We start from the raw sequence: 14,485 nt of genomic DNA on the forward strand, positions 1-14,485 counted from the left end.
GCCGCGCACGCTGCGGCAGCAGCGGCTCCAGGCGGTCCCACAGCTCATCCGACACGATCCACGGCGATGTCCCCACACCGGACCGAACGGTCAACTCCCGCCCCGGACACGGCCATCGGCGCCGACCCACCTCTTTGTGTTAGCCGCTGTAAGTGTGCCCTCCGGCGACAGCCTGCATTCCTCTACGGAAGGGGCAGCCGCTCTCATCACGTCGACCTGGGCCGTGTCGAAGAACTCCGGGAGCACGGCCAGCCCATCGCGGAGCAGGACACTCGCGGGTTCACCCATATTCGTCGCGGAGGAACGAAGCCGTGCGTACTCGCGACGTAAGGAGCGGATCTGCCGCTCGTGTCTGATGCGGTGACCGAGTGCACTCATGCGCGTCCCCCTGTTCGCCCATCACGGCGGACGTGCGGGCAGGGGGTACGTAAAGAGTGCCGGTCGGAACGCATGTTGGCCCCCTCTGAAGAACAGGGCCACATGGGGCCACGCCGACCTGACCGCTCGTGCGCGCAGTTTACCGACGCTGGACCGGTGCCGGAAGCAGGCATATGCGAAGCCGGGGGCTTGGCCTGATGGCGCTGTCTCCGAGCTCGACACAGGCATGATTCACCACGCCTCGCCCCGAGTCGGTGCCGAGCGACGGAGTCACCGGCTGCCGCCCCGCAGAAGTCACTGACAGTCAGCTGGCCCTGGCGCGCTCCCGTAGGCGCGAGCCCCCTCCCACGGCAGAAGCGCCCACATCCGGGTGCCCATGTCCTGGTCCAGGCCACCGCCGATCCCCCAATCCCCGTCGCAGGCCCGCACCACCTGGTCCAGCACCCGCAGGGTCACCCCTCGGTGCGTCTGACAGGCCGCCTCCAGACGCGTGTTGGCATGCCGCGGGTGGTCGTCGTAGAGGGTGACGCGCACCGCTCCCTCCCGGTAGCGCAGCGACACGTACACCTGAGCGGACGGTGAGAACCGGCAGGCGCAGGCGGTCAGCTCACTCGCCACCTGCACCACCGCGTCCGTCACCTCCGCCAGCCCGTGCACTCGGAGGATCGCGCGCGTGGCGGCACGGACAATGCCGGGACTGTGCGAGGCGGCCGGGAGGGTGAAACTGCAGGACAGCGACTCGGGGAGGGGCTCGATGAAGGGGAGTTCGGCGTGGGCGAGAGTCGGTGACAGGCAGACCCCTGAAGGCGCGGGCGACGGGTCGGAATTCGGTCGCGAGGCGCACGAGGGGTTGAACGCGGCTTCGAACTGCACAGCAACTCCTTTGGTGACTAGGCAATTTGGGCGAGCGTGAAGGTCTTCTTTGGGTAGCTCCATCGCCCGCGAGACCCATACCGGTGGCCCGTCTCCCTGACGCGAGCCCACCCCTCCCAGGGGAGGAGAACGCGGGCGGACACGCGTGATGCACTGCCGAGGGTCGTAACGGATCTGCGATCGACCCATTACCGACTGTAGAGGATTGGGTGGCACACGTGCCACATGAACTTCTGCATTGCCTCCACGTGTTGGACTCATGCGTCCCGCTGAGGGCAGACTGAGTTCGACCGAGCAAGCAGGAAGGTGCCAATGCCGACACGCCCCACACCAAGTGAGCGCCAGCGGCGCCTGGGAGCCGAGTTGCGGAGCATGCGGCTCGCGGCAGGCCGGACCACTGAGTACGCCGCAGGGTTGCTGGGCCTGGACCGAACAAAGGTGTCCAACATGGAGACCGGCGTCCGCGCCACCTCGGCCGAACGCATCCGCATCCTCGCCAGCAACTACGACTGTGCCGACCACGCCTACGTTGAGGCCCTCGTCGCCATGGCCGACTCAGGCAAACGCGGATGGTGGGAGCAGTACCGAGGCACCCTCCCTCAACGCCTGCTGGACGTCGCCGAGTTGGAGTGGTTTGCCACCCGGCTGCGCACGCTCCAGACGGTGCATGTCCCCGGGCTGCTCCAGTTGAGCGGATACGCCCGCGCCATCTTCGACGCGGCCTTGCCTCCGCTCCCCAAGTCCGAAGTCGAACTACGAGTCGCCCAACGCATTCAGCGGCAACAGGTCCTGGAGCGTGACAACGCCCCCCACTACATCGCGTACGTCCACGAATGGGCCCTCCGCATGCAGTTCGGAGGGCGACGCACAACCCGAGAGCAACTTCAGCATCTGTGCGAGATGTCCGAGATGGAGAATGTCGACATCCGCGTTCTCACAACCGACGTCGGCGCCTTCCCGGGCGCGGGACACGCAGTCCTGTACGCCCACGGTGCTGTCCCTCAACTGGACACCGTCCAGCTGGACTCCGCGCATGGCGGAGAGTTCACTCACGCCGATGCGCAACTTGCCAAGTACCGTGCCCACATGGACTGGTGGCACGCCGAATCGCTGGACCGGCAGGCCTCACGCGACTTCATGCACGACATCGCCCGCCAACTCTGAGGAACGGCCTTGAGAACCGATATCACCTGGGAAGAGCCCTTCTGCGCCGAGGGCAACAACTGTTTCCGTATAGGCACCGACCCCCATGGCAACGCCTACATCGCCGTCGCCGGCCAGGAGGACACCCCCCTCACCGACACCCGCGAAGCCCTCCGCACCCTCATTCTGGACATCAAGGCGGGTAAGGCGGACCACCTGTTGTAGGCCGAAAGCGTCTGGGGCCACCGGGAAGCGGTACGACCGTCCGGCGGCCCCGGCTACGTGACAGCCACGCAGCCCCCTGCACAACGCGCTCTTGCCGCCTGACCAGGGCTACGGAGCCGTCAGTAGTACTCCCGGATGTATCCCAGCGCCTTCCCGAAAACATCCTGGTCACGGATCTTGAACTTGATGTAGAGCGCCTTGCGGAGCGCCTGCTGGACGAGGCGATCGCCTTCGGTGGTGCTCTGCCAGCCGTCGAAGCGGACGGTACGGACGACGGAGTCGACCTCGTCGACGACCTTCTCTGCGATGATCGGGGTCTCCTCGCCCTTGAGCGAGTCGAAGAGCTCGGTCAAGGCGGCCTTGCCACGCTCCTCGCGGGGCACTTCAGCGGCGGCCTTCTCCGCTGCGACGGTGTCTCGCGCCAGCGCGAAGAGCTCCTTGAGGAACTCCAGCGATGCCTGCTGAGAGTGGGCGTACTTCTGCTTCAGAGCATTCAACCGCTGGCCGAGCTCGATGAAAGCCGGGTTGCCGACGTGCCTGGCGATGCGTGCCGTGATCCACTTCTCGACCTCGACGGGGTCGATGTCCTTACGCTTGCCGGTCATCAGGTCCTCGATGACCTGCGCATCGAGGACGATGGTCTCCAGGTCGGTGCGGGGGACCTCCACGGTGACGTGCTTGTTTATGAGCTCAAGCGTCTTGGCGCCCAGCGTGTGCCAGACCAGTCGGCCGGTGACATCGGTGGGCTGCACGGACTGGTAGACGTCGGTCAGCCAGCGGTAGTCCGACTCGTACTCGGACAGGATCGGGTCTGGGGAGAGGGTCTCCCAGAGCTGGGCGACAAAGCTGTACGCGGCTCCGAAGGCGTCACGGGACTCGTCGGAGTCGATCGCGGTCTGCGCCTGGATCAGGCCCTCGTAGCCGCCGACGGTGCGGTTCACGCCGGGAAAGAACGCCAGAGCAGCCTCGATCGCAGGGCCGAGCTGCGCGCGGAGTACGGCGATGTTGGAGATGACCTGCTGGACGGACTTGTCGTCGAACTCGAAGGCCTTGGCGACATCGTCGAAGATGCCGAGGTAGTCCACTATCAGGCCATGCGTCTTGGCAGGCGGGTAAACCCGGTTCGTGCGGCAGATCGCCTGGAGCAGGGTGTGCTCGCGCAGGGGCTTGTCGATGTACTGGGCGTAGAGGACCGGGGCGTCGAAGCCGGTGAGGAGTTTCGCGGTCACAATGATGATCTTCAGTGGGTCGGCGGGGTCGTTGAAGCGAGCGGTGATCCGCTCCAGCTCCTCCCGGCCCGGCGTCCACTGCTTCCACGCCGGCTTGTCCCCGCGGCCGGCGGACATCACGATCGTGGACACGTCCGAGCCGAGCAGGCCATCAAGCACTTTCTTGTACGCCATGCAGGCGGCCTTGTCGTAGACCACGACCTGTGCCTTGAAGCCCTGCGGTTCGACCTTCGTGGTGAAGTGCTCGGCGATGTCGACGGCGATCTTGCGGACCCTGTCGGGGGCCTTGATCAGCGTCTCCAGCGAGGCGGCCTTCTTCGACAGTGCGGTGCGGTCCTCCTCGGTGAGCCCATGGCGGTCGGCGAGTTCGTTGAAGGCCGTCTTGATCGACTCCTCGTCCAGGTGGATCTCCGAGAGGCGTGGCTCGAAGTGCAGCGGCAGTGTGGCGCCGTCGCGGATGGAGTCGGAGAAGGAGTAGCGCGAGAGATACCCGTGCTCGTCGGCCTCGGAGCCGAACCACATGAACGTGTTGCGGTCGCGCTTGTTGATCGGCGTCCCGGTCAGCCCAAACAGGAACGCGTTGGGCAGCGCCTCCCGCATCTTCCGGCCGTAGTCACCCTCCTGCGAGCGGTGGGCCTCGTCGACCATCACGATGATGTTGTCGCGCTCGTCCAGCACACCGGGTGCTTCACCGAACTTGTGGATCGTGGTGATGATGACCTTCCGCGCCCCCACAGCCAGGAGCTCCTGAAGTTCCTTGCGGGACTCCGTCGAAACCAGGTTCGGTACGTCGGAGGCGTTGAACGTCGCGGTGATCTGGGTGTCGAGGTCGATCCGGTCGACCACGATGATCACCGTGGGCGAGGTCAACCCCGCCATCGCGCGCAGCTTCTGCGCGGTGAACACCATCAGGAGCGACTTCCCCGACCCCTGGAAGTGCCAGATCAGCCCCTGCTTGATCCGCCCGTGCAGCACCCGCTCCACGATCAGGTTGGTCGCCTGGAACTGCTGGAACCGCGCGATCACCTTGATCTTGCGATGCTTCTTGTCGGTCGCGAACAGCGTGAAGAACCGCAGAAAGTCCAAGATCGCATCCGGATCCAGAACGCCCTCGACCGCGTCCTTGACCGTCGCGAGGCCTGTCTTCACCGGCGTGTGGTCGTCACCGGACTCATCGGCCCGCCACGGCCCCCACAGCTCCACCGGCATCCCGACCGACCCGTAGCGGAGGTCCTTGCCGTCGGTGGCAAAGCTGAGAACGTTCGGCACGAAGAACGCCGGGACGTTGACCTCGTAGTCCTCCTTGACCTGCGCGGCCGCGTCGATCCAGGAGTACGCCGGCCGCACCGGCGACTTCGCCTCCCCCACGACGAGCGGGAACCCGTTGCACCAGATCACCAGGTCGAAGCGCCGCTCCAACCGCCCGACCCCGTAGGTCACCTCGGTCGACACGATCCAGTTGTTCGCGCTGTGCTCGCCGGGGTGGTCGAAGTCGATCAGTCTGACGGTCACATGCTCGCCGTCGGGCCCGAACGGCATGGTTTTCTGCCCTGTGAGCCATGCCGCGAACTGCTCGTTCGCCACGACCGGATTAGGTGTGCTGCGCGCGGAGATCAGGATCGCCCGCAGCTGGTAGATCACCTCATCGGCCAGACGCGGATCCGCCTCGATGGTCGGGTTGAGGCGGATCAACGCCTCCCGCACCTGCTGCTCCAGTAACACCTCATCGGTGCGCCGCGGCAGGTGGCTCCCCGACACAAACCGCACACCGGCCAACTGCACCAGATCCCGGACGAAGTCGCGGACGGTGTTCGCCTCGTTGAAGGTCACTCGACACCCCCGAAGATCTCCTCCGAAACGGCTTGCCGGAGCTGGGTAAGTGCATCCTTCTCCTGCTTCGCAGCGTCAATGCCCGCTCGAACTGCAGCGAACCGGTCCAAGAACTCATCCTGCTCCGCGAGCCCTGGAATCAGGACCTGGATGCCAGCGAATCGCTTCACCCCAAGGTGCGCGATCGATGTGGTTTGCGTCGCCACGTCAGCGAAGGTTCCATCAAACAGGAGCGATCGGAACACCGCTTGCGCATACCACGGCCGGACGATCTCCGTATTGGCGCGAAAGCGAATCAGTGTGTTTTGGAAGAACATCGGCTCAGGAAATTCCTCGACAAGCGCCGACTGACCTACTAGATCCCGACTTTGACCTTCGCTCACCAGAATGTCTCCGGGCTGCAGAGAGTACAGCCTTTGCTCGCTGGGCGTGAAGTTCATCTTGCGCACATCGGCCATGCGCAATTCGTTGTCCCCTACATTAGCCACGCGGAGATAAGGCACCATGTGGTCCCCTGTGGCGTGCTGGGGCGATCTCTGACGGCCCATCAAGACGGATCCAAGGTCAGCGATTGTCCGTAGTTCACCGTCTTGATTAGCCGCAAGGCTTCTCAGCAGCCCAGCTTCCACACGAAGTAGCGACGCCAGGGGCACCGCCACGCGATGGCGCTCGACGGCCCAGAGGAGGTCGGCAAGGCGCTGCTGTTCGTCGAGAGGCGGGACATGGAACTCGTACCGCTGCATCTGCCCCCAAAGCAGACGCGGGTTCATCGAGCCGGTTGCCTCGGCGGTCGCGTAGGCGATGAAGTGGTCGGAGGCGAGAACGAAGGGCAGGAACTCTTGCAGGAGTCCGTTCTCGGGAATGGCGTCGAGGACGTAGGTCTTGTCGGCGACGACGCCGGAGAAGTTCACGACGCCGGACTTACGAAGGTAGGGACGTGCCGAGACGAAGAGAATCTGACCCGGCTTGAAGACGTAAGTGAACGTCGAGCCCATCTGACCGTCGTTGACGTCTCCGAAGCGCTCGATGGTGAGGCTGTCGCTGTCGATGTGTCCGCCACCGACGTAGCGGTCGACGTCACCGTTCGCCGGATCAGCCTGGCTGCGCGATCGACGGATGACGTCACCCAGTCGCACGCGCTTCCAGCCGCTCTTGTCAAGGTTGAGACTCACCGGGCAACCTCCGCGCGCAACAAACCGAGTACGTCCGCGACAGCGACGTCTACCGATGCCGCAGCCTCACGCCAACCCACGAGCGCCGCTGCGACCGAGTCAGCAGGCGTCACCCCACCCCCTGGCGCAGCAGGTGTGACGTACTGCGGGATGGCCATGTTGCCGTTGTTGGCGCGGATCTCGTCGAGGGTGGCGACTCGGGCGAAACCCGGCACGTCCGCGAAGTTCTGGAACACGTGCAGGATTTTGTGCTGATGCTTCTCGGAGAGGAAGGACTGGACGCCTGCTCGGTAGAACTCTCTCTTCGCGTCGATGAAGAGCACCTTGTGCTTACGGTCAGCCGACTTCTGCTTTCGGAGGACCAACACGATCGCTTCCATGCCCGAGTTGTAGAAGAGTCCGTGGGCCAGGCCGATCACCGCCTCGACGGCGTCGGCATCGATCATGGCCTTGCGAACTGTCGCCTCCCCGATCCGGTTCAGCACCCCGTGAGGCAGCAGGATCGCGGCACGACCGGTCTTGGGATCCAGGCTCGCCTCGATGTGCTGGATGAAGGCATAGTCGGCAGCGTTCTGGGGCGGTACGCCCCACAGGTTGCGCCCGTACGGATCCTTGGTGAAGGCAGACCGGTTCCAACTCTTGATGGAGTAGGGCGGGTTGGCCAGGACGACGTCGAAGGTCCGCAGCCGGCCGTGGGCATCGAGGAAGGCCGGCTTGGCGAGGGTGTCGCCGTGGGTGATATGGCCGTCGGCGATGCCGTGGAGGAAGAGGTTCATCTTCGCGATCGCCGAGGTGCCGTAGTTGAGCTCCTGGCCGTACAGGCGGAGGTTCCGCCACTCCTTGCCCCGGCGCTTGAGCTCGGCGACGGTGGAGATGAGCATGCCGCCCGTGCCGCAGGTCGGGTCGTAGACCGACTCCCCCGGCCGAGGTTCCAGCATCATGGTCATCAGGTGCACCAGGGTGCGGTTGGTGTAGAACTCCTGGGCCGTGTGGCCGGAGTCGTCGGCGAACTTCTTGATCAGGTACTCATAGCCCTGTCCGAGCTCGTCCTCCGGCAGGTTCGCCACCGACAGCGTCTTGGTCGAGAAGTGCTCGATCAGGTCCGAGAGGGTCGAGTCGGGGAGCAGGTCCTTGTTGGTCCACTCGCCGTCACCGAAGACGCCGGTGAGGGTGTCGGGGTTGGCGGACTCGATGGACCGCATCGCGGCCTTGAGTGCGGTGCCGACGTCACTGGTGACCTTGCGCAGGTCGGCCCAGTGGGCACCATCGGGGATGGCGAATCGGTGGTTCTCCCGGAGGTCGGCGAGCTCCTCGTCGCCGTACACCTCCAGGGCGGCGGCGTGCTCCTCGTCGTAGACGTCGGAGATGCGCTTGAGGAAGACCAAAGGGAAGATGTACTGCTTGTAGTCGCCGGCGTCGATCAGGCCGCGCAGCAGCACCGCGGCATCCCACAGGTAGGACTCCAGCTCCCGCTGGGTGATCCGCTTCGGACTCGTCGTGGTCATACGCCCAGCCCCCACTTCGCCAGCTCGGCCTCCAGCGCTGCGCGGGTCTCGCGGGCCTCCGCGTGGGCGGTCTCCAGGTCGGCCAAGGCCTGCTCCAGGGTGATCTGCTCGCCGGTGTCGGCGGGCTCGACGTACAGCGGGATGTTCAGGTTCCAGCCGTTGGCCCTGATGTCGTCCAGGGTCGCGACCGCGGCCAGGCCGAGCTGGTCGGCGTACTCCAGGTATGCCTTCAGGAGGGTCTCGGCGTGGTCGGGCTCGAGGGTGTTCTGGTTACGGCCACGCTTGAAAAGCGACTCTCCGTTGACGAAGAGCACTTTGTCCTGCTGCTCGGCGGGGCGCTGACGGCGCAGGATCAGCACGCAGGCGGCAAGGCCGGCGCCGTAGAACAGGTTGGGCGCCAGACCGATGACGGCCTCCACGAAGCCGGCTTTGAGGATGTGCTCGCGGACGCGACCCTCAGCGCCCTGACGGAACAGGGCGCCCCGCGGGAGGACGACCGCGACCCTTCCGCCGGTGGGCGCGGCGGAGGTGAGCATGTGCTGGACCCAGGCCCAGTCGGCGTACCCCTTCGGCGGCACCCCGCCCAGCTCATTACGGCCCCACGGATCGGAGGCCCACTGCTCCTGGCCCCAGTTCTTCAACGAGAACGGCGGGTTGGCGATTACGCAGTCGAACCGCGCCAACCGACCGTGGTCGAAGTAGGCCGGGTCGCGCAACGTATCGCCGCGCTCGATGTGGAAGTCCTCCATGCCATGCAGCAGCAGGTTCATCCGGGCGATCGCCGAGGTGGTGAGCACCTTCTCCTGGCCGTACAGCTTGCCGAGCACCGTCTTCGGGTCGCCGCCGCAGGCCTTGATGTGCTGGATGACCTCGATCAGCATGCCACCGGTGCCACAGGCCGGATCGTAGACCGTCTCGCCTTCCTGGGGATCGAGGATGTTGACCAGGAGCGCGACCACCTCGCGCGGGGTGTAGTACTCGCCTGCCTTCTTGTTCGACTGGTCGGCGAACCGCTTGATCAGGTACTCGTACGCCTGTCCCAGCACGTCGGGGGCGGCCTGGGAGATCGAAAGAGTCTTGGTCGAGAAGTGCTCGATCAGGTCGATCAGGTTGCTGTCCGGGAGCTTGTCCTTGTTGGTCCAGGTCGCGCCACCGAAGATGCCGTACAGCGTGCCCTGGTTGGCCTGCTCGATCCCCCGAAAGGCGCTCTTGAGCGCCTCACCGACGTTCTCGGTGCGCTCGCGCACGTCTTCCCAGTGGCATCCCTCGGGGATGATGAACCGGTGGTTCTCCTCGAACGCCGCGTACGTGTGGTCGCCGTCGGACTCGTCGAGCGCGCGGGCATACTCCTCGTCGTACACATCGCTGATCCGTTTGAAGAACATCAAGGGGAAGATGTACGCCTTGAAGTCCGCCTGATCGATACTGCCCCGAAGTAGATCAGCCGCCTTCGCCAGGTACGACTTCAGCTCCCCCAGCGTCAACGGCATCGGAAGTTCCTGCTCCCCCGCGCCGACCGCACTCGACCCCACTCGATCACTGCCCGTTCCACACTCGGCCTGCTTCAGCTCGCCGTCCAGGCGAGAACGTGTCGGAGTCTAGTGGGATACGCCAGCGCTGCACCGAAAGCTTGGCCTCGCAGCCGAGGCCTACAGCTCCGCCGCAGGTCAGCACCATGCGATGCCTGGATACACCAGGCGCCCGGCAGCTGGTCGGCCCATCCACACCTCGCGGGCGCGACTCACGTCCTGACGCACTCTGGTCACTGCGCGTGCCCGAACGGAGCACCACGCAAGGGATGACTGAGTGCCGGCCTCGGTGAAGACAGGCAGCAACGTCAGCCGTACGGCGCCGCGTCCCCGCCCGCCGCCGCGAACGCGCCCCTGGCCATCCTGTGCAGCAGCTCCGCCGTCGCCGTGCGGCCCGGGAGGGAGCCCGGGCGGCCGAGGTGGGGGGTGGAGTTCAGGAGGCCGAAGACCGAGTGGACGGCCGAGCGGGCGGCGGGCTCGGCGAGGGCGGGGTAGACCTCGCGGAGCACCTCGACCCACAGTTCGACGTACTGCCGCTGGAGCTGGCGCACCAGCTTGCGGTCGCTGTCGCGGAGGCGGTCCAGCTCACGGTCGTGCAGGGTGATGAGGGGGCGGTCGTCGAGGGCGAAGTCGATGTGCCCCTCGATGAGCGAGTCGAGCACCGCCCCGGCCGGCCCCCCGTCGGCCTCCGCCAGCCGCCGCTTCGCACCCGTCAGGAGCTGCCCGCTGATGCCGACCAGCAGCTCGGCGAGCATCGCGTCCTTGCCGGCGAAGTGACGGTAGAGGCCGGGGCCGCTGATGCCGACGGCGGCGCCTATCTCGTCGACGCCGACCCCGTGGAAGCCTCGCTCGGCGAACAGCCGGGCGGCCTCCTTGAGGATCTGCTCGCGGCGGGTGGGGGCGTCGGTTCTGGTGGCCATGGAGCCAATTCTAGACAGGGAGGTTAGCGGTCGTTAACCTGGAGGAAATGCGTTAACGCTCATTAACAAAGGTGAGGGGACCGCACGATGGACCAGGCACCGGAGCTCACGACCGCGGTGGACCCCGCGGCGGAGTCGTTTCGGGCCAATGAGGCCGCGCACCGCGCCCTCGGCGAGGAGCTGCGCGCCAGGCTGGCCGCCGCCCGCCTCGGCGGCGGCGAGAAGGCGCGCGCCCGGCACACCGCCCGCGGCAAGCTGCTGCCGAGGGACCGGGTCGACACCCTCCTGGACCCGGGCTCGCCCTTCCTGGAGCTGGCCCCCCTCGCCGCCGACGGCATGTACGACGGGCAGGCGCCGGCGGCCGGGGTGATCGCCGGGATCGGCAGGGTCAGCGGCCGCGAGTGCGTGATCGTGGCCAACGACGCCACCGTCAAGGGCGGCACGTACTACCCGATGACGGTGAAGAAGCACCTGAGGGCCCAGGAGGTGGCGCTGGAGAACCGCCTCCCCTGCCTCTACCTCGTCGACTCGGGCGGCGCCTTCCTGCCCATGCAGGACGAGGTCTTCCCCGACCGTGAGCACTTCGGCCGGATCTTCTACAACCAGGCCCGGATGTCGGGCGCGGGCATCCCGCAGATCGCGGCCGTCCTCGGCTCGTGCACGGCGGGCGGCGCGTACGTCCCGGCGATGAGCGACGAGGCCGTGATCGTCCGCAACCAGGGGACGATCTTCCTCGGCGGCCCCCCGCTGGTGAAGGCCGCCACCGGTGAGGTCGTCACCGCGGAGGAGCTGGGCGGCGGCGAGGTCCACTCCCGGGTCTCCGGGGTCACCGACCACCTCGCCGAGGACGACGCGCACGCCCTGCGGATCGTGCGCACGATCGTGTCCACGCTCCCCTCGCGCGGCCCGCTCCCCTGGTCGGTGGAGCCGGCCGTCGAGCCCAAGGTGGACCCGTACACGCTGTACGGGGCGGTGCCGGTCGACTCGCGCACCCCGTACGACGTGCGGGAGGTCATCGCGCGCGTGGTCGACGGCTCGCGCTTCGCCGAGTTCAAGGCGGAGTTCGGGCAGACCCTCGTCACCGGCTTCGCCCGGATCCACGGCCACCCGGTGGGGATCGTCGCCAACAACGGCATCCTGTTCTCGGAATCGGCCCAGAAGGGCGCCCACTTCATCGAGCTGTGCGACCAGCGCGGCATCCCGCTGGTGTTCCTTCAGAACATCTCCGGCTTCATGGTCGGCCGGGACTACGAGGCCGGCGGCATCGCCAAGCACGGCGCGAAGATGGTGACGGCGGTGGCCTGCACCCGCGTCCCCAAGCTGACGGTCGTGGTCGGCGGTTCGTACGGCGCCGGCAACTACTCGATGTGCGGCCGGGCGTACTCGCCGCGCTTTCTGTGGATGTGGCCCAACGCCAAGATCTCGGTGATGGGCGGCGAGCAGGCCGCGTCCGTCCTCGCGACCGTCAAGCGGGACCAGTTGGAGGCGCGCGGCGAGCAGTGGCCGCTGGAGGACGAGGAGTCCTTCAAGGACCCGATCCGCGCCCAGTACGAGCGCCAGGGGAACGCCTACTACGCCACCGCCCGCCTCTGGGACGACGGCGTGATCGACCCGCTGGACACCCGCCAGGTCCTGGGCCTCGCCCTGACCGCCTGCGCCAACGCGCCCCTGGGTGACCCCCAGTTCGGCGTCTTCCGGATGTGAGGGGGCTTGTGAACGTGAGCATGTTCGACACGGTGCTGGTGGCCAACCGGGGCGAGATCGCCGTCCGCGTCATCCGCACCCTCCGCGCCCTCGGCGTCCGCTCGGTCGCGGTGTACTCCGACGCGGACGCCGACGCCCGGCACGTACGGGAGGCCGACACGGCGGTACGGATCGGTCCCGCGCCGGCGGCGGAGAGCTATCTGTCGGTGGAGCGCCTGCTGGAGGCGGCGGCCCGCACGGGCGCGCAGGCCGTGCACCCGGGGTACGGCTTCCTCGCGGAGAACGCCGGGTTCGCGCGGGCGTGCGCCGAGGCGGGACTCGTCTTCATCGGGCCCCCCGCCGACGCCATCTCCCTGATGGGCGACAAGATCCGCGCCAAGGAGACGGTCCGGGCGGCCGGGGTGCCGGTGGTCCCCGGCTCCAGCGGCAGCGGTCTGACCGACGGCCAGCTCGCGGACGCGGCGCGGGAGATCGGGATGCCGGTGCTGCTGAAGCCCAGTGCGGGCGGCGGCGGCAAGGGCATGCGGCTGGTGCGGGACGAGTCGGCGCTCGCCGACGAGATCGCGGCCGCCCGCCGTGAGGCCCGCGCCTCCTTCGGTGACGACACCCTCCTCGTGGAGCGGTGGATCGACCGCCCCCGGCACATCGAGATCCAGGTCCTGGCCGACAACCACGGGCACGTGATCCACCTCGGCGAGCGCGAGTGCTCGCTCCAGCGCCGCCACCAGAAGGTCATCGAGGAGGCGCCCAGCGTCCTGCTCGACGAGGCCACCCGTGCCGCGATGGGCGAGGCGGCGGTCCAGGCGGCCCGCTCCTGCGGCTACTCCGGCGCGGGCACCGTCGAGTTCATCGTCCCCGGCGGCGATCCGTCGTCGTACTACTTCATGGAGATGAACACGCGCCTCCAGGTGGAGCACCCGGTGACCGAGCTGGTCACGGGCGTCGACTTGGTGGAGTGGCAGCTGCGGGTGGCGGCGGGCGAGCGACTGGCCCTCACCCAGGACGACATCCGGCTGACGGGCCACGCCGTCGAGGCCCGGATCTGCGCCGAGGACCCCTCGCGCGGCTTCCTGCCCTCCGGCGGCACGATCCTCGCCCTGCGCGAACCGCAGGGCGACGGCGTCCGCACGGACTCCGGCCTCACCGAGGGCACGGAGGTCGGTTCGCTGTACGACCCGATGCTCTCCAAGGTCATCGCGTACGGCCCCGACCGGCCCACCGCGCTGCGCCGGCTCCGGGCCGCCCTCGCCGGGACGGTCACCCTGGGCGTGCAGACGAACGCCGGGTTCCTGCGCCGGCTGCTGGCACATCCGGCGGTGGTCACGGGCGACCTGGACACGGGCCTGGTCGAGCGGGAGGTCGACGGGCTCGTACCGGACGGGGTGCCCGAGGCCGTGTACGAAGCGGCGGCGGCCCTGCGGCTCGACGCGCTGACGCCGCGCGGCGAGGGCTGGACGGACCCCTTCTCGGTGCCGAACGGCTGGCGCCTGGGCGGAGAGACCGTTCCCCCGGCCTTCGACCTGCGGGTGCCGGGCCTCGAACCCGTCACCCATCGCCCGCTGGGCACCCACACCATCACGGGCGACCGGGTCTCCGTGACCCTGGACGGCGTCCGCCACACCTTCCACCACGCCGAGGGCTGGCTCGGCCGGGACGGCGACGCCTGGCACGTACGGGACCACGACCGGGTGGCCGCCGCCCTGACCGGCGCGGCCCACGGGGGCGCGGACTCGCTGACGGCGCCGATGCCCGGCACGGTCACCGTGGTGAAGGTGGCCGTCGGCGACGAGGTGAGCGCCGGTCAGAGTCTGCTGGTGGTGGAGGCGATGAAGATGGAGCACGTCATCGCCGCACCGCACGCCGGGACCGTCACCGAACTGGACGTGGCGCCGGGCACGACCGTCGCCATGGACCAGGTGCTGGCGGTCGTCGCCCCGCACGAGCAGGACGAGGAGGCCGCGCGATGACGTCACCGGA

General features: G+C 67.5%; 10 protein-coding genes. 4 read left to right on the forward strand and 6 right to left on the reverse strand.

From position 1 onward, the window contains the following. Nucleotides 1-672 precede the first annotated feature (672 nt). Nucleotides 673-1,251, reverse strand: coding sequence for an ATP-binding protein (locus M8J73_RS29745; protein WP_240501364.1), 579 nt, complete (start codon nt 1,249-1,251; stop codon nt 673-675). A gap of 312 nt (nt 1,252-1,563) precedes the next feature. On the opposite strand from M8J73_RS29745, the gene M8J73_RS29750 reads away from it, so the two are divergent. After that, nucleotides 1,564-2,415, forward strand: a complete 852-nt coding sequence (locus M8J73_RS29750; protein WP_055539605.1) for a helix-turn-helix domain-containing protein — start codon at nt 1,564-1,566, stop codon at nt 2,413-2,415. A 9-nt stretch (nt 2,416-2,424) separates the two neighbouring features. Continuing rightward, nucleotides 2,425-2,619, forward strand: coding sequence for a hypothetical protein (locus tag M8J73_RS29755; RefSeq protein ID WP_055539604.1), 195 nt, complete (start codon nt 2,425-2,427; stop codon nt 2,617-2,619). 119 nt (nt 2,620-2,738) lie between these two features. Here M8J73_RS29755 and M8J73_RS29760 read toward each other — a convergent pair whose 3' ends face one another. The 5 genes from M8J73_RS29760 to M8J73_RS29780 form a co-directional block, all read right to left on the reverse strand. Continuing rightward, nucleotides 2,739-5,678 carry a type I restriction endonuclease subunit R gene (locus M8J73_RS29760; RefSeq protein WP_055539603.1) on the reverse strand — a complete coding sequence of 980 codons (2,940 nt, stop codon included), beginning with the start codon at nt 5,676-5,678 and terminating at the stop codon, nt 2,739-2,741. Continuing rightward, nucleotides 5,675-6,850 carry a restriction endonuclease subunit S gene (locus M8J73_RS29765; RefSeq protein ID WP_055539602.1) on the reverse strand — a complete coding sequence of 392 codons (1,176 nt, stop codon included), beginning with the start codon at nt 6,848-6,850 and terminating at the stop codon, nt 5,675-5,677. The genes M8J73_RS29760 and M8J73_RS29765 overlap by 4 nt, the downstream gene beginning before the upstream one ends. Next, complete coding sequence (locus M8J73_RS29770; RefSeq protein WP_055539601.1) at nt 6,847-8,355, reverse strand: type I restriction-modification system subunit M; 1,509 nt, start codon at nt 8,353-8,355, stop codon at nt 6,847-6,849. Before M8J73_RS29770 ends, M8J73_RS29765 begins: the two co-directional genes overlap by 4 nt. Further along, the gene (locus M8J73_RS29775; RefSeq protein ID WP_055539600.1) at nt 8,352-9,845 is read right to left on the reverse strand and encodes a type I restriction-modification system subunit M; all 1,494 of its coding nucleotides are present in this window, start codon (nt 9,843-9,845) and stop codon (nt 8,352-8,354) included. The genes M8J73_RS29770 and M8J73_RS29775 overlap by 4 nt, the downstream gene beginning before the upstream one ends. Nucleotides 9,846-10,192: 347 nt before the next feature. Further along, on the reverse strand, nt 10,193-10,804 hold the full coding sequence (locus M8J73_RS29780) for an SACE_7040 family transcriptional regulator (protein WP_055539599.1): 612 nt from the start codon (nt 10,802-10,804) through the stop codon (nt 10,193-10,195). An 87-nt stretch (nt 10,805-10,891) separates the two neighbouring features. On the opposite strand from M8J73_RS29780, the gene M8J73_RS29785 reads away from it, so the two are divergent. Both M8J73_RS29785 and M8J73_RS29790 read left to right on the forward strand, forming a co-directional pair. Next, entirely contained in the window at nt 10,892-12,508 is a 1,617-nt protein-coding gene (locus M8J73_RS29785; protein WP_055539598.1) for a carboxyl transferase domain-containing protein, read from the forward strand. A 20-nt stretch (nt 12,509-12,528) separates the two neighbouring features. Continuing rightward, nucleotides 12,529-14,475 carry an acetyl-CoA carboxylase biotin carboxylase subunit gene (locus M8J73_RS29790; RefSeq protein WP_055539607.1) on the forward strand — a complete coding sequence of 649 codons (1,947 nt, stop codon included), beginning with the start codon at nt 12,529-12,531 and terminating at the stop codon, nt 14,473-14,475. Nucleotides 14,476-14,485 lie beyond the last annotated feature (10 nt).

It is taken from the genome of Streptomyces neyagawaensis (genome assembly GCF_023516595.1).
GTDB lineage: Bacteria > Actinomycetota > Actinomycetes > Streptomycetales > Streptomycetaceae > Streptomyces > Streptomyces neyagawaensis.

Coding starts and splice junctions, on each gene's coding strand:
- M8J73_RS29775 (WP_055539600.1), bottom strand. CDS start 9,845: ATGCCGTTGACGCTGGGGGAGCTGAAGTCGTACCTGGCGAAGGCGGCT.
- M8J73_RS29790 (WP_055539607.1), top strand. CDS start 12,529: ATGTTCGACACGGTGCTGGTGGCCAACCGGGGCGAGATCGCCGTCCGC.
- M8J73_RS29770 (WP_055539601.1), bottom strand. CDS start 8,355: ATGACCACGACGAGTCCGAAGCGGATCACCCAGCGGGAGCTGGAGTCC.
- M8J73_RS29785 (WP_055539598.1), top strand. CDS start 10,892: ATGGACCAGGCACCGGAGCTCACGACCGCGGTGGACCCCGCGGCGGAG.
- M8J73_RS29780 (WP_055539599.1), bottom strand. CDS start 10,804: ATGGCCACCAGAACCGACGCCCCCACCCGCCGCGAGCAGATCCTCAAG.
- M8J73_RS29750 (WP_055539605.1), top strand. CDS start 1,564: ATGCCGACACGCCCCACACCAAGTGAGCGCCAGCGGCGCCTGGGAGCC.